This window comes from Vibrio sp. B1Z05, assembly GCF_052955985.1.
This window is the reverse complement of record NZ_CP130463.1, coordinates 217169-232413: the sequence shown is the minus strand read 5'-3', so window position 1 is coordinate 232413 and position 15245 is coordinate 217169. Positions and strand designations below refer to the sequence as shown.

General features: G+C 44.0%; 21 protein-coding genes. 1 reads left to right on the top strand and 20 read right to left on the bottom strand.

The features are described 5' to 3' along the window. Window positions 1–13 precede the first annotated feature (13 nt). The 16 genes from rplV to fkpA all read right to left on the bottom strand — a co-directional run bounded on the left by rplV (window position 14) and on the right by fkpA (window position 11253). Complete coding sequence (rplV, locus tag QV280_RS01110) at window positions 14–346, bottom strand: 50S ribosomal protein L22 (RefSeq protein ID WP_021712519.1); 333 nt, start codon at window positions 344–346, stop codon at window positions 14–16. A gap of 10 nt (window positions 347–356) precedes the next feature. Next, a complete protein-coding gene (rpsS, locus tag QV280_RS01105) occupies window positions 357–635 on the bottom strand; it encodes a 30S ribosomal protein S19 (RefSeq protein WP_004736729.1) in 279 nt (92 codons plus the stop codon). 19 nt (window positions 636–654) lie between these two features. Continuing rightward, on the bottom strand, window positions 655–1479 hold the full coding sequence (gene rplB, locus QV280_RS01100; RefSeq protein WP_023402468.1) for a 50S ribosomal protein L2: 825 nt from the start codon (window positions 1477–1479) through the stop codon (window positions 655–657). 15 nt (window positions 1480–1494) lie between these two features. Then, window positions 1495–1797, bottom strand: coding sequence for a 50S ribosomal protein L23 (gene rplW / locus QV280_RS01095; protein ID WP_017029101.1), 303 nt, complete (start codon window positions 1795–1797; stop codon window positions 1495–1497). Next, a complete protein-coding gene (rplD, locus tag QV280_RS01090) occupies window positions 1794–2396 on the bottom strand; it encodes a 50S ribosomal protein L4 (protein WP_023402467.1) in 603 nt (200 codons plus the stop codon). The genes rplW and rplD overlap by 4 nt, the downstream gene beginning before the upstream one ends. A 16-nt stretch (window positions 2397–2412) precedes the next feature. Then, window positions 2413–3042, bottom strand: a complete 630-nt coding sequence (rplC, locus tag QV280_RS01085) for a 50S ribosomal protein L3 (protein ID WP_023402466.1) — start codon at window positions 3040–3042, stop codon at window positions 2413–2415. 14 nt (window positions 3043–3056) lie between these two features. Beyond that, entirely contained in the window at window positions 3057–3368 is a 312-nt protein-coding gene (rpsJ, locus tag QV280_RS01080; RefSeq protein WP_001181007.1) for a 30S ribosomal protein S10, read from the bottom strand. A 462-nt stretch (window positions 3369–3830) separates the two neighbouring features. Next, a complete protein-coding gene (gene tuf / locus QV280_RS01075) occupies window positions 3831–5015 on the bottom strand; it encodes an elongation factor Tu (RefSeq protein WP_023402465.1) in 1185 nt (394 codons plus the stop codon). Window positions 5016–5165: 150 nt separating this feature from the next. Beyond that, the gene (gene fusA / locus QV280_RS01070; protein WP_023402464.1) at window positions 5166–7259 is read right to left on the bottom strand and encodes an elongation factor G; all 2094 of its coding nucleotides are present in this window, start codon (window positions 7257–7259) and stop codon (window positions 5166–5168) included. 139 nt (window positions 7260–7398) lie between these two features. Continuing rightward, window positions 7399–7869 (bottom strand): 30S ribosomal protein S7, encoded by a 471-nt coding sequence (rpsG, locus tag QV280_RS01065; protein ID WP_023402463.1) that lies wholly within the window; start codon window positions 7867–7869, stop codon window positions 7399–7401. A 114-nt stretch (window positions 7870–7983) separates the two neighbouring features. Next, a complete protein-coding gene (gene rpsL / locus QV280_RS01060) occupies window positions 7984–8358 on the bottom strand; it encodes a 30S ribosomal protein S12 (RefSeq protein ID WP_004399892.1) in 375 nt (124 codons plus the stop codon). 194 nt (window positions 8359–8552) lie between these two features. Next, entirely contained in the window at window positions 8553–8828 is a 276-nt protein-coding gene (gene tusB, locus QV280_RS01055) for a sulfurtransferase complex subunit TusB (RefSeq protein ID WP_023402462.1), read from the bottom strand. 3 nt (window positions 8829–8831) lie between these two features. Beyond that, a complete protein-coding gene (gene tusC / locus QV280_RS01050) occupies window positions 8832–9188 on the bottom strand; it encodes a sulfurtransferase complex subunit TusC (RefSeq protein ID WP_152822223.1) in 357 nt (118 codons plus the stop codon). Then, window positions 9185–9577, bottom strand: a complete 393-nt coding sequence (gene tusD / locus QV280_RS01045) for a sulfurtransferase complex subunit TusD (protein ID WP_023402460.1) — start codon at window positions 9575–9577, stop codon at window positions 9185–9187. The genes tusC and tusD overlap by 4 nt, the downstream gene beginning before the upstream one ends. 1 nt (window position 9578) lies before the next feature. Next, on the bottom strand, window positions 9579–10292 hold the full coding sequence (locus tag QV280_RS01040) for a helix-turn-helix transcriptional regulator (protein ID WP_023402459.1): 714 nt from the start codon (window positions 10290–10292) through the stop codon (window positions 9579–9581). A gap of 160 nt (window positions 10293–10452) precedes the next feature. Further along, window positions 10453–11253 (bottom strand): FKBP-type peptidyl-prolyl cis-trans isomerase, encoded by an 801-nt coding sequence (gene fkpA / locus QV280_RS01035; RefSeq protein ID WP_023402458.1) that lies wholly within the window; start codon window positions 11251–11253, stop codon window positions 10453–10455. Between the two features lie 365 nt (window positions 11254–11618). On the opposite strand from fkpA, the gene QV280_RS01030 reads away from it, so the two are divergent. Then, entirely contained in the window at window positions 11619–11861 is a 243-nt protein-coding gene (locus QV280_RS01030; RefSeq protein ID WP_023402457.1) for a SlyX family protein, read from the top strand. Between the two features lie 113 nt (window positions 11862–11974). Here the strand turns inward: QV280_RS01030 and slyD are convergent, their stop codons facing one another. The 4 genes from slyD to kefG all read right to left on the bottom strand — a co-directional run bounded on the left by slyD (window position 11975) and on the right by kefG (window position 15191). After that, on the bottom strand, window positions 11975–12523 hold the full coding sequence (slyD, locus tag QV280_RS01025; protein WP_152822222.1) for a peptidylprolyl isomerase: 549 nt from the start codon (window positions 12521–12523) through the stop codon (window positions 11975–11977). An 86-nt stretch (window positions 12524–12609) separates the two neighbouring features. Beyond that, a complete protein-coding gene (locus tag QV280_RS01020; protein ID WP_039969933.1) occupies window positions 12610–12807 on the bottom strand; it encodes a YheV family putative zinc ribbon protein in 198 nt (65 codons plus the stop codon). Then, window positions 12797–14608: a glutathione-regulated potassium-efflux system protein KefB gene (gene kefB, locus QV280_RS01015; RefSeq protein WP_152822220.1), complete on the bottom strand. Its 1812-nt coding sequence runs from the start codon at window positions 14606–14608 to the stop codon at window positions 12797–12799. The genes QV280_RS01020 and kefB overlap by 11 nt, the downstream gene beginning before the upstream one ends. Further along, window positions 14595–15191 (bottom strand): glutathione-regulated potassium-efflux system ancillary protein KefG, encoded by a 597-nt coding sequence (gene kefG / locus QV280_RS01010; protein WP_152822218.1) that lies wholly within the window; start codon window positions 15189–15191, stop codon window positions 14595–14597. Before kefG ends, kefB begins: the two co-directional genes overlap by 14 nt. Window positions 15192–15245 lie beyond the last annotated feature (54 nt).

Genomic DNA, 15245 nt, shown 5'->3' with positions numbered 1-15245 from the left:
TTATCTCCTAGTCTTAAGCGTCTGCAACAACAATTGTGATGTGGCAAGAACGCTTCAAGATACGGTCGGCACGGCCTTTAGCACGAGGCATAATACGCTTCATGATAGGACCTTCATCTACGAAGATTTTAGCGACATTTAGATCGTCGATATCTGCACCTTCGTTATGCTCAGCGTTCGCGATTGCTGATTCAAGAACTTTCTTAACTAGTACAGCAGCTTTTTTGTTGCTGAAAGTTAGGATTTCTAGTGCTTGATCAACATTCTTGCCACGGATTTGGTCCGCAACAAGGCGAGCTTTCTGTGGAGAAATACGAGCAAAGTTATGTTTAGCTAAAGCTTCCATTATCTACTCCTTATTTCTTCTTGGCTTTCTTATCTGCAGCATGGCCGCGATAAGTACGAGTTGGCGCAAATTCGCCCAGTTTGTGACCGATCATTTCTTCGGTTACGAATACTGGTACGTGCTGACGACCATTATGGACAGCGATGGTCAAACCAATCATTGTTGGGATGATCATTGAACGACGGGACCAAGTCTTAATAGGCTTTTTGTCTCCGCTTTCCACCGCTTTCTCTACCTTCTTCAGCAAGTGCAGGTCAATAAAAGGACCTTTCTTGAGAGAACGTGGCATGGCGATTCCTCTTTATAGATTACTTGTTACGACGACGTACGATGTACTTGTCAGTGCGCTTGTTCTTACGAGTCTTAAAGCCTTTAGTAGGCTGACCCCAAGGTGATACTGGGTGACGACCACCAGAAGTACGACCTTCACCACCACCGTGTGGGTGATCTACCGGGTTCATTACAACACCACGTACGGTTGGACGTACGCCGCGCCAGCGTGAAGCACCAGCTTTACCTAGTTCACGTAGCATGTGCTCAGAGTTACCAACTTCACCGATCGTAGCACGACCTTCAGAAAGAACTTTGCGCATTTCACCTGAACGTAGGCGTAGAGTTACATATGCACCATCGCGAGCGATGATTTGTGCGTATGCACCTGCAGAACGAGCAATTTGTGCACCTTTACCAGGCTTAAGTTCAACACAGTGTACAGTTGAACCTACTGGGATGTTGCGCATCGGCAGAGTGTTACCTGCTTTGATTGGCGCATCAACACCAGACTGGATTGAATCTCCAGCTGAAATGCCTTTTGGTGCAATAATGTAGCGACGCTCACCGTCTGCGTACAGAACTAGAGCAATGTTTGCGCTACGGTTTGGATCGTATTCTAGACGCTCAACTTTCGCTGGGATGCCATCTTTAGTACGTTTAAAGTCAACTAGACGGTAGTGATGTTTGTGACCACCACCGATGTGACGTACTGTGATACGACCGTTGTTGTTACGACCACCATTCTTAGAGTTTTTCTCTAGAAGTGGAGCGTATGGCTTACCCTTGTGCAGGTCAGCGTTAACAACTTTAACTACGTGACGACGACCAGGGGAAGTCGGCTTACATTTAACAATAGCCATTCTTAACTACTCCTGTTATTCCGCACCGCCAACGAAGTCAAGATCTTGACCTTCTTTCAAGGTAACGTAAGCTTTTTTCACGTCTGAACGACGGCCTTCACGCATACCTTGACGTTTGGTCTTACCCTTAAGAACAAGAGTATTTACAGACTTAACTTCAACTTCAAATAGCTTTTCTACAGCTGCTTTGATCTCTTTTTTAGTTGCATCTTTTGCTACTTTGAAAACGATAGTGTTCGCTTTCTCTGCAGCCATAGTTGCTTTTTCAGAGATATGTGGAGCACGTAGAACTTTTAGTAGACGCTCTTCAGTGATCATGCCAGCATCTCCTCAACTTGCTTCACTGCATCAGCAGTAATTAGAACCTTGTCGAATGCAATTAGGCTTACTGGATCAATACCAGCTACGTCACGTGCATCAACTTTATAAAGGTTACGAGCAGCTAAGAATAGATTCTCATCTACTTCACTAGTCACGATTAGAACGTCGTTAAGCTCAAGATCTTTAAGCTTAGCTACTAGCTCTTTTGTTTTTGGTGCTTCTACTGAGAAGTTATCAACAACGATTAAACGCTCTTGACGAACAAGCTCAGAAAGAATGCTTTTCATAGCACCGCGATACATTTTTTTGTTTACTTTTTGGCTGTGATCCTGTGGTTTCGCAGCAAAAGTAACACCACCTGATCGCCAGATTGGGCTACGAATTGTACCAGCACGTGCACGGCCAGTACCTTTTTGACGCCATGGCTTAGCGCCACCGCCAGATACTTCAGAACGAGTCTTTTGAGCACGAGTACCTTGACGAGCACCTGCTGCATAAGCAACAACTACTTGGTGTACAAGAGCTTCGTTGAAGTCACGTCCGAAAGTAGTCTCGGAAACAGTTAGTGCATCAGCACCTTTAACCATCAATTCCATTACTTACTCCTAGACGTTATGCTTTAACAGCTGGTTTTACGATAACGTTGCCGCCGATTGAGCCTGGTACTGCACCTTTAATAAGAAGCAGATTGCGCTCAGCGTCAACACGTACGATCTCTAGGTTTTGAGTCGTTACACGCTCAGCACCCATGTGACCAGCCATTTTCTTGCCTTTAAATACGCGACCTGGAGTTTGACATTGGCCAATTGAACCTGGTGCGCGGTGAGACAAGGAGTTACCGTGAGTCATATCTTGAGTAGAGAAATTCCAACGCTTGATAGCGCCTTGGAAGCCTTTACCTTTAGAAGTACCAGTAACGTCTACTTTTTTTACTTCATTGAAAAGTTCTACGTTTAGCTCAGCGCCAACTTCAAACTCTTCACCGTTTTCTAAACGGAATTCCCAAAGACCGCGACCTGCTTCAACACCTGCTTTCGCAAAGTGACCAGCTTCGGCTTTATTAACGCGGTTAGCTTTCTTAGCACCAGCTGTAATCTGGATTGCAGAATAACCATCAGTATCAAGAGTACGAACTTGTGATACACGGTTGTTTTCTACTTCCACTACAGTTACTGGGATAGAAACGCCTTCTTCGGTAAATACGCGGGTCATACCCACTTTACGTCCGACTAGACCAATCATTCTTCTAATCTCCCTTAACCTAGGCTGATTTGAACATCAACACCAGCAGCAAGGTCTAGACGCATAAGAGCATCTACAGTCTTGTCAGTTGGTTCAACGATGTCGATCAAACGCTTGTGTGTACGAATTTCATACTGGTCACGTGCGTCTTTGTTAACGTGTGGAGAGATAAGAACAGTGAAACGTTCTTTACGAGTAGGTAGTGGAATAGGACCACGAACCTGCGCGCCGGTACGTTTTGCTGTTTCAACGATTTCCGCAGTTGAAGCATCGATTAGTTTATAATCGAAAGCTTTAAGGCGGATACGAATACGTTGGTTCTGCATGAGACAGAGCTCCAATTAATAATTAAATACACAAACAATATCGCCACTCACTCTTAAATTAATAAGGGAATGCCGATTGATTTATGTGAAACCGTAGCTTCCAAAATCAGGAAGCATTGTCAGCTAATTTTCGATTAACTTATAGCATAAAGCTAGTTTATTAATTGTATTAACCGCGAACATAAGCTGAGTATACGTTACCTAGGTTTCCCTAGCTCCTCAGTGCTCATTGGTTCACAACCGACTTAAGTCAGTGCGGAGGATTATACAGATCGTAGAGGGGGATGCAAGAGGTGAGCGAAAATTAATCGTAATTTACGTAAAGCCACTAGAGACTAGCACTAATATCCACCCTCCCCTGTACTGCCCTCACTATTTTTAGCATAAAAAAAGGGAAGCCTAAGCTTCCCTTTTAAATGCAGTTTCTTCTTATGAAGAAGTGTGCAAGATTTTAACTAAATATTAGTCAAAGATCTTAGCAACAACACCAGCACCAACAGTACGGCCACCTTCACGGATTGCGAAGCGTAGACCTTCGTCCATTGCGATTGGAGCGATTAGCTCAACAGTCATTTGAACGTTGTCACCTGGCATTACCATTTCTACGCCTTCAGGTAGAGTGATGTCGCCTGTTACGTCAGTTGTACGGAAGTAGAACTGTGGACGGTAACCTTTGAAGAAAGGAGTATGACGGCCGCCTTCATCTTTAGAAAGAACGTATACTTCTGACTCAAATTTAGTGTGTGGGTTGATAGAACCTTTAGCAGCAAGTACTTGGCCACGTTCAACGTCATCACGCTTAGTACCACGTAGTAGTGCACCAACGTTCTCACCAGCACGACCTTCGTCAAGCAGTTTACGGAACATTTCAACACCAGTACAAGTAGTAAGAGTAGTATCTTTGATACCAACGATTTCTACTTCGTCACCTACGCGTAGGATACCGCGCTCGATACGACCAGTAACAACAGTACCACGACCTTGAATTGAGAATACATCTTCAATTGGTAGTAGGAACGGTTGGTCAACAGCACGCTCTGGAAGTGGAATGTAAGAATCTAGTGCTTCTGCAAGCTCAACAATCTTGTCTTCCCACTGCTTCTCGCCGTTTAGTGCGCCAAGTGCAGAACCTTGGATTACTGGAAGATCATCTCCTGGGTATTCGTACTCAGAAAGAAGTTCACGAACTTCCATTTCTACTAGTTCAAGTAGCTCTTCGTCATCAACCATGTCACATTTGTTCATGAATACGATGATGTAAGGAATACCAACCTGACGACCAAGTAGGATGTGCTCACGAGTTTGAGGCATTGGACCATCAGTTGCAGCAACAACTAGGATACCACCATCCATTTGAGCAGCACCAGTGATCATGTTTTTAACATAATCGGCGTGTCCTGGACAGTCTACGTGTGCGTAGTGACGTTCTGGAGTATCGTACTCTACGTGAGAAGTAGCGATTGTGATACCGCGCTCACGCTCTTCTGGAGCATTATCGATAGATGCGAAGTCTTTAGCTTCACCACCGTATACTTTTGAAAGAGTAGTACAGATAGCTGCAGTTAGAGTTGTTTTACCGTGGTCAACGTGGCCGATAGTACCAACGTTTACGTGCGGTTTCGTACGTTCAAATTTTTCTTTAGACACGATCGTGTTCCTTCCTAGTTATGATTCGCCGCGACCGAACATAGTCGAGGCGCGCCAGAATTTGCTATTTTAAGCATCAAACGCCTTTAGCGCAATATTTAGGCGCACTGATTTGAAAAAATTCATCAGTTCTATTTAGCGCCTAAATGATTAACCACGCTCGGCAATAATAGCATCAGCCACATTCTTCGGCACTTCAGCGTACTCACTAAACTCCATAGAGTAAGAAGCACGGCCTTGTGTCGCTGAACGTAAGTCAGTTGAATAGCCAAACATGACAGACAATGGTACCTGCGCACGGACAACTTTGAGTCCAGCAGTTCCGTCTTCCATGCCTTCAATAATGCCGCGACGACGGTTTAAGTCACCTACTACACTACCCATCCAGTCTTCTGGCGTGGTTATTTCAACTTTCATCATTGGTTCAAGGAGAACTGGTTGTGCATCAAGTGCACCTTCCCTGAACGCCATTGAGGCAGCGATTCTAAACGCTATCTCACTTGAGTCGACATCATGGTAAGAACCATCAACTAAGGTCGCTTTGACATCCTGCATAGGATAGCCAGCAAGCACACCATTAATCATTTGCTCTTCGATACCTTTCGATACCGAACTGATGTATTCGCTAGGAACTACACCGTCCACAATATCGTTCACAAAAACAAAACCTTCGCCCGGTTCTGATGGCTCAAGCTCAAGCCATACGTGACCATACTGGTTACGTTCACCTTGACGAATAAATTTACCTTCAACCTTGGTTTTGCCACGAATTGCTTCGCGGTAAGCAACCTGAGGGTTACCTACGTTACAACCAACGTTAAATTCACGCTTCATACGGTCAACGATGATATCTAAGTGAAGCTCACCCATACCAGAGATCAAGGTTTGACCCGTTTCGTTGTCCATTTCTACGTGGAAAGAAGGATCTTCTGCAGCTAACTTTTCTAAAGCAATGGCCATTTTATCTTGGTCTGCTTGAGATCTAGGTTCTACCACAATTTGAATTACAGGGTCAGGAAATTCCATACGTTCTAGAATCACCTTGTGATTCTGATCGCACAATGTATCACCTGTCGTCACATCTTTTAAGCCGATAACGGCCGCGATGTCACCTGCGTACACTTCTTTCACTTCTTCACGCTTGTTCGAGTGCATTTGTACAATACGACCAAGACGTTCTTTTTTCTCTTTAACTGAGTTGTAGACTGTTCCAGCCGATTTGACAACTCCAGAGTAAACACGCATGAAGGTTAAAGTACCTACAAACGGGTCTGTTGCAATCTTAAATGCTAATGCAGAAAACGGTTCTTTATCATCGGCATGACGCTCAACAACATTTTCGTTTTCATCAACGCCTTGAATTGCGGGTACATCAACAGGTGATGGTAAGAAATCAACAACTGCATCAAGTACTGCTTGAACACCCTTGTTTTTAAAGGCACTACCACAAGTTGCAAGTACAATTTCGTTGTTAAGAGTACGAATGCGTAGACCTTGTTTGATCTCTGCTTCCGTTAACTCACCTTCTTCAAGGTACTTATCCATCAGCTCTTCGTTAGCTTCAGCAGCTGCTTCCACTAAGTTAGTACGCCATTCTTCTGCGCTTTCAAGCATATCAGCAGGGACATCTTCATAAGAGAAAGACATACCTTGATCAGCTTCATTCCAGCTGATGCGCTTCATCTTGATCAGGTCTACAACACCTGCAAATTCATCTTCAGCACCAATATTCAATTGAATAGGCACTGGAGTTGCACCAAGACGCTCTTCAATTTGGTCAACAACGCGCAGGAAGTCAGCGCCTGTACGGTCCATTTTGTTAACGAACACTAAACGAGGAACATGGTACTTATCTGCTTGACGCCAAACTGTCTCAGATTGAGGCTCAACACCCGATGCGCCACAGAAAACGACAACGGCACCATCAAGTACACGCAATGAGCGTTCTACTTCGATAGTAAAGTCAACGTGTCCAGGGGTATCGATAATGTTGATGCGATGATCTTGGAATTGAGCTTCCATACCGCGCCAAAAGGTGGTGGTCGCCGCAGAAGTGATAGTAATACCACGTTCTTGCTCTTGCTCCATCCAGTCCATGATAGCTGCGCCGTCATGAACCTCACCAATTTTATGAGAGAGACCGGTATAGAATAGAATACGCTCACTTGTGGTTGTTTTACCTGCATCTACGTGAGCTACGATACCGATATTACGGTAGCGCTCAATAGGAGTTTTACGAGCCACGATTCTATCCTCTTATTAGGGACTATTAATGTTTTAAAAATATAGGCTTTTAAAATATGAATAGACCCTATTTTTCCTTTCTGAAAAATAGAGAAATGCAGCGAGCAAGGCTCGCTGCATTAAAGGTCTTACCGAGGGATTACCAGCGGTAGTGAGCAAACGCTTTGTTAGCGTCAGCCATGCGGTGAACGTCTTCACGTTTCTTAACCGCAGTACCTTTGTTCTCAGACGCGTCTAGCATTTCAGCAGCTAGGCGTTGAGCCATAGATTTTTCACCACGCTTGCGCGCAGCTTCAACCAACCAACGCATAGCAAGTGCGTTACGGCGAACCGGACGTACTTCTACAGGTACTTGGTAAGTTGAACCACCTACACGGCGAGATTTAACTTCTACCGCTGGGCGAACATTTTCAAGAGCTTCTTCAAATACAGCTAAGTGGTCTTTACCAGACTTCTCAGCCATAACTTCTAGTGCAGTGTAAACAATTTTTTCTGCAGTAGATTTTTTTCCGTCAACCATAAGGATGTTAACGAATTTTGCCAGCAATTCAGATTTGAACTTAGGATCTGGAAGGATCTTACGCTGACCAATAACGCGACGACGTGGCATAGGAATTTCTCCGTTGTCTTCTTCAGGTTATCCAAAACTTTACAGTTTCTTCAAAATTAATATGTAATTTTAATGTTTGGCCTTACTTAACGCTTCTTTATAACAAGAAGGGCATTAAGACTTAGGACGCTTCACACCGTACTTAGAACGACCTTGTTTACGGTCATTTACGCCTGCACAGTCAAGTGCGCCACGAACAGTGTGGTAACGTACACCAGGAAGGTCTTTAACACGACCGCCACGGATAAGAACAACACTGTGCTCTTGAAGGTTGTGACCTTCACCGCCGATGTACGAAGTCACTTCAAAGCCGTTCGTTAGACGAACACGGCAAACCTTACGAAGTGCTGAGTTAGGTTTTTTTGGTGTAGTTGTGTAAACACGAGTACATACACCACGTTTTTGTGGGCACGCTTCTAGTGCAGGCACGTTGCTTTTAACAACTTGCTTTGCACGTGGCTTGCGTACCAACTGGTTAATAGTTGCCATTAACTAGCTCCTGATTACTTAAAATAAGCTTTGTGAAAAATCTAAGCCCTATCACACTAGTGCAATTAGGGACGCGAAATTCTATTCGGGGACGGGAGGGGTGTCAAGAAATATACAGATCTTTTTTAACATCTGAGCCGATCCGCGACAGATCGATACTATATTCGCTATCTAGAATAGTTTTTAGGGGGTATTTACCAAGTTAAGGATTTACTGTGCTCTGCTGTAAGGTCAACAAAACCGGCAAAATCGACACATTCAATATGTGTCGCACACACCGCTTCTAATCCTCTTGCGCTCACGTCAGGCTGCAAAGCCTTAAGCGTTACTTGCTTAGGCAAACAAGCGTGCAATTTGTGCTTAGGATTGATGGCATACACGGCCTCTTCAACCAGTAATATGCTGTCTTTTTCTAGCACATACGAAGATAGAGTCTCTACAAAGTGTAAACGAGTTACTATGTGCAACATAATTTAAAACCTTAATACCACATCACAAGCGGCCAGTTTTTGGGCGATTTCAGTACCGCTGAGTAACTGCGCATCCAAAAATAAGTCATCCGCAGAAAAGCCAAAGTCATTAAGGCTAGCGTCACAGACAAACAAATCTTCTACCTCATATAAATCCAGCAGTCGAAATGCTGAGATATAGTCGCGACTCAATATCGATTGCGGTTGTTGATGCTTTAATAGCTGACTGACGCCATCACCAATAAAAAACAGTGACAGATTTTCGCTGTATGCTGAAGTTGCTAAAACCGCATCAAGTGCTTCACGCCCAGCAGCTGTAGTGTGTGGTGAGGTCGTAAATACAAAGGCAATACTTTTCAAAACTGCACTACCCTATCCTGACTCAGTAACGATTCGGCTAAACTGCCTAATCCAGACTGTTCAAAACCATCGGCAAGATTAGATTGCGCCAATTGGTGTTGCTCGGCTTCTTGTTGCCCGACCATGCCTCTGCGCAAGGCTGCCGCTACACATGTTTGCAATAACACCCCATGCTCTGCTGCCAACTGCTGCCACGCCGAAACCAAATCAAATTCATCATTAGCAGGCACAGTTAAACCGTTGCCGTTTGTGACGCCTTGTTGGTAAAAGAAAACATTCACTAAACGGTGGCCTTTGTTGATCAGAGCTTTGGCAAACTGATAAGCATTCAAACTTGACTGCTCACCATATACCTCACCATTCACCACTAAGGTGTACGTTAAGCTCAAATTACTCGTCCTCAGTCTTACGCTGACGAATATACAAATACACTGTATGTTTCGAGATATTCAAACGATCGGCCACACTACTGATAGCATCTTTTATATCAAAGATACCTTTGTCATACAGTTCCATGACGATTTGACGGTTTTTAGTGTTATTCGACACCATCTTATCCGCATTCACTTCATCAATGGTGCGTTCAACGGTTTGATCCACCAGCTCTTCAACATCACTGGCAAAATTCACTGACGAAGCCGCAGCTTGTGCTTCTTCAGTTGGCATAAATGAAGTCAGCACTTGCGAGAAAGGAGCATCTAAATTGACATTGATACAAAGAAGCCCAATCACTCGGTTATCGCCATTGCGAATCGCCACAGTGATCGATTTCATTAATACCCCACCTTTGGCGCGAGTAAAGTATGAGCGAGAGAAGTTTCTTTCTGAACCTTCAATGTCTTTTAACATTTTAAGGGCAAGAACTGTAATTGGAGAACCTACCTGACGGCCAGTATTTTCGCCATTGGCTATGCGTATAGCCGAGGTATTAAGATCTTCTAACGAATGCAGAACGATCTCACAAAACTGTCCTATCAAACTGGCAATACCATCAACTACTGCTTCATACGAGCGCAGGATGATCTTGTCGTGCTCTGTAAAAGGTTTGATATCAACAGAATCCAGCTCTAATAGCGATTCAGCATCAATAATTTCAGTGTTCACGTATCTATCCAGTTAATAATTCAAATAATAAGTTAAAGTTTATCAGATTATTTGAAAAAAGAGAGAGCAACCTGAATTAACACATTAATATTCTGATCTAAATCATAAACAAAATGCAAAAAACCGAGGCAAGCCTCGGTTTTATAAAGCCTATTTGCTATTACTTAGTAGCAGGCTGTGCCGCTGGAGCTTCAATACCTAGCAGCTCAACTTCAAACACTAAAGTAGAGTTAGCAGGGATAGCTGGAGACTCTTGGTCGCCGTAAGCTAGCTCTGGTGGGATAACAAATTTGTATTTAGAACCCACTTTCATAAGTTGCAGACCTTCAGTCCAACCAGGAATCACACGGTTAAGTGGGAATGTTGCTGGTTCGCCACGGTCGATAGAGCTATCGAACTTAGTGCCGTCCGTTAAAGTACCTGTATAGTGAACTTTAACTACGTCGGTAGCTTTAGGAGTCGCGCCGTCACCTTGTTTTTCAACTTGGTAAAGGATGCCAGAATCAGTTTTGGTTACGCCATCTTTCTTAGCAAAATCAGCACGGAAATCTTCGCCAGCTTTCAATGCTGCAGCTGATTTAGCCGCGGCTTTTTCAGCCATTTTCTTGCTAACGCGAGCGTCTAGACCTTCAAGAACCGTACGGATTTCATCTTCTTTAAGACCAGCATTACCGGCAAATGAATCCGTAATACCTTTCAGTACCATTTCATCGCTAAGCTCAATACCAATCTCTTTTGGTTTCTCTACACTTGCTTTTAGGTAAGTTGCAAATGAAACACCGATTGCGTATGCCGCTTTATCGTCGTCAGATTTAAACTGCATTGCACTAGCTTCTGCTGGAGCGGCTGCTTCAGTTGCGGCTGGGGCTGCTGCGTCTGTCTTTGGTGCTTCTTCTTTTTGACAACCAACTGCTAGGGCAACTGTTGCTGCAAGCAGAGAAAGTTTTAGCATTGATTTCATTTATTTCTCCAAATCATGGCTTAGCCATTACTTTAAGCACTATTAGGTGCAAATTGTTTCCGTTAATATTTTATTAAAATTAACAAATTACAGGTCAGTGTGCGAATTATAATTACGCCTACACAACCTTTAATTGTCATTTCTAAGTAAAAATGTGTGAGATAGGGACTTAGACCCTACTCTTTAGATTAGTTCCCTAGTAAGCGAGTTAAATCGCCTGATTGGCTTCTATAAGAGTCCATTTCCCGCCAACCCTACGGCTATTTCCCTGCTAGTATTCGGTTATAAGGGTAGGATATAGAGATGAAGGCACAGGTAATCTAAGGTAAACTGCTCCCCGTTATCGATTTTATAGGCTCAATGCAATGTCAGATACAACAGAGATTTCAACACTAATCCAAAAGCTTAATCAGAAAATTGATGATCTTGAGTGTAAAGCGGCATTTCAAGAACAAACCATCGATGAACTTAATGATGCACTAAGTCAGCAACAATTACTGATTTCAAGAATGCAAACACAAATGAAATACGTAGTGGGTAAAGTGAAAAACATGGATACCTCTAACCTTGCCGATCCATCTGAAGAGACCCCACCACCTCATTACTAATCTCTATTTGCTGCACATCACGGCACTACCTGTAAAACGAAAAAAGCCTCCGATTAGGGAGGCTTTCTAAATTAAGTCTAAGTGATTTAACTTTTAGTAGTTAAAGCAGCAGTCTAGTGGTTAGAGCAGCAGTCGTCGCCTTTACCACACTCACCTTTACCACCACAGCATTCATGATCGTCATGGCCATGAGCGCCTTCTCTGTGGATGTGGCCGTGTGCAACTTCTTCTTCTGTTGCTTCACGAATCGCCACTACTTCTACGTCAAACGTTAGAGTTTGACCTGCTAGCATGTGGTTACCATCAACAACAACTTCGTCACCGTCAACTTCTGTAATTTCTACAGGAATTTGGCCTTGGTCTGTATCTGCTAAAAAGCGCATGCCAACTTCTAGTTCATCTACGCCTTGGAATACATTGGCAGGAACACGTTGCACCATAGCGTCGCTGTGCTCACCGTACGCTTCTTCAGGACTTACAGTCACGCTGAACTTGTCGCCAACTGCGCGACCAGCAAGAGCTTTTTCTAAACCAACTACTAGGTTGTTGTGTCCGTGTAGATAATCCAATGGTGCATCCACACCGGCTTGATCAACAACTACGCCTTCTTCAAGCTTTACTTGATATGCAAGACTTACTACTGAGTTATTGTCGATTTTCATAGTCACTCCAAAAAGTTGGTTATTCAACTGTTCAAAAAAGAGGCGCAATAATACAGACTAACCTTTGCCATGGCTAGCGCTTAATTCTATTCTGGTTTAAAGATCCCAATCATATCCTGATCTTTTGCTTTTTGTTGCTTTTCTGCGGGCAAACGAGGCTGTTTATAATCACAACTCACACATTCTACCCATTCGATATTATTCACTTCCCACCAGCGCAAGCTATCCATATCGTGACACTCTGGACATTCAGCACCCGCAATAAATCGTTTTCTAATTTTCATCATTTCTATTCCAGTAATTGCTCGACTGACGTTCGTTTTCTATTTCTCGACCAAAGATCTCTTCTAGCTCTTTACGTGCTTCTTTAGCTCGCAGGGCTAAATCACTTTCATCACTATGCTGAGGCAACAACTCTTTCAGCATAGTATTATCTAACTTATTAAAATGCTTAGCGGCGCGAGTGGCTTGATGAGGGTGCATACCTAACGCAACCAACAATTGTCGCCCTAAATCTAACGCGCCCAAAAAGGTTTCTCGTGAATAACCTGGCACGCCATGATTGAGTAATTGATAGGCTTCTACGCGACTGCGCGCTCGAGCAAAGACTTTTAAATTAGGGAAATGTTGCTGGCATAACTCAACAGTGCGAATGATCTCATCAGGGGCATCAGTACACAGCACTATCGCTTCTGCATTTTCAGCGCCTGCTGAACGTAATAAGTCGATATTAGTGACATCCCCAAAATAGACTTTATAACCAAATTTACGTAATAGTTTTATCTGGCTTGGGTCGCTTTCTAAGATAGTCAGCTTTACTTTATTAGCGTACATCAAACGACCAATCACTTGGCCGAAACGACCAAAGCCCGCCACGATAACTCGCGGTTCTCGATCGCGTACCTGTTCGTGAGATTCCGCTTCATCACTGCTATTAATGCTGCGCGAATAAATCCACGACTGTACTTTTAATATTAGCGGCGTGGTCACCATAGACAAACTGACCACCACCAACAAAAAGCTAGCCACAGAATTAGATAACAGACCCAGCGCTAATGACGCAGTAAAGATAACAAAAGCAAACTCGCCACCTTGACTTAAAATTGCCGCCATTCGACTGCGCGATTTAGACTTGATGCCAAACAGACGTGCCAGTACATATAAAATGAGCCCCTTGGCGGTGACTAACCCCACTACCGTTGCGAGAATCAATAAAGGACTATCAAATAGTAAGCCTAGATTGACCGACATCCCCACCGAGATAAAAAACAGCCCAAGCAATAGACCTTTAAAAGGCTCAATAGTGATTTCTAGCTCATGTCGGTATTCACTTTCAGCCAACAACACTCCCGCTAAAAATGTACCTAACGCCATCGACAAGCCAAGATGTTGCATGGTTACCGCAATGCCAAAGACCACCAGCAATGCAGCGGCGGTAAATAACTCACGCGTTCCAGTAGAGAGTACGAATCGAAACAAAGGCCTAAGTAAGAAGTGACCAGCAACTAATAAAGCAACCACAGCTAACAATGTCATCCCTACATCAGCCCAATTACCGGCTACCCCTCCTGCCAATAACGGCAGCAAAGCCAGCATAGGAATCACCGCAATATCTTGGAACAGTAATACCGCAAATCCTGACTGGCCGGTTTCACTTCCCGCTAACCCTTGCTCATCAATCACTCGCAATGCAATGGCGGTTGATGACAACGCCAAGCCCATGCCAATGGCAATACTGCTCATCCATGATTGACCTAGCAAAAATGCCACCATAGAGATAAACAGTGTCGATATAAGCACTTGAGCTCCGCCTAAGCCTAAAATAGGAATGCGCATCGCCCACAGTTTTTTAGGGTTCAGCTCCAAGCCAATTAAAAACAGCAGCAGTACCACCCCAAGCTCTGAGAAGTGCAAAATGGCATCGACATCATTAATTAAAGACAATCCCCACGGGCCAATCACCACCCCCGCCAGCAGATAACCCAATACCGAGCCAAGCCCCAGTCGTTGCGCCAAAGGCACAGCGATAACGGCGGCACCTAAAAACAACACACTGCTTTCTATGAGTTCATTATTTAGCGCCATTACTGCCCCCTTCCACACCTGCTTGCTCAGCCAGAGGATTTACCAACCATTGTCGATATTGCAAAGCATGTTGCGCACGCTCGGCATCAGGAATCGTACGTGACCAGTATAAAACCATAGGTTCAATCCAATGCATCTGACACAGCAAAGCGGTCAACTCAAACGGTTGTAATATCTGCTCTAGAGGGTATTTATTATAGCCTTGGGGAGAGAAGGCTGACTTTTGCCCTCCGGTTGTAATCACGCTACGCCAATGCTTTCCTTGCAGCGCACAGTGAGAGCCAAAGGCAAACCCTTTATCCAACACGCGATCCATCCATTCTTTGAGTAAGGCTGGGCAAGAATACAAAAACATAGGGTGTTGAAACACGATGACATCGTGCTGGAGCAAGCGTTGCTGTTCTAATGCGATATCAATAAAAAAGTCGGGATATTCAGCGTATAAATCGTGAACAGTGACATTGGGCAATTCTTTGATTTGATCAATCATGCACCGATTAGCTACCGAGCTATCCGGTTCAGGGTGAGCGTATATGACCAACACTCGAGGGACACTTGAGGGGTAAGCAGACAGCTTTGTCATTCCTTGACACTTTCCTTAACTGTTACATTGCCCTCATCCTATCATGTCAAGGGA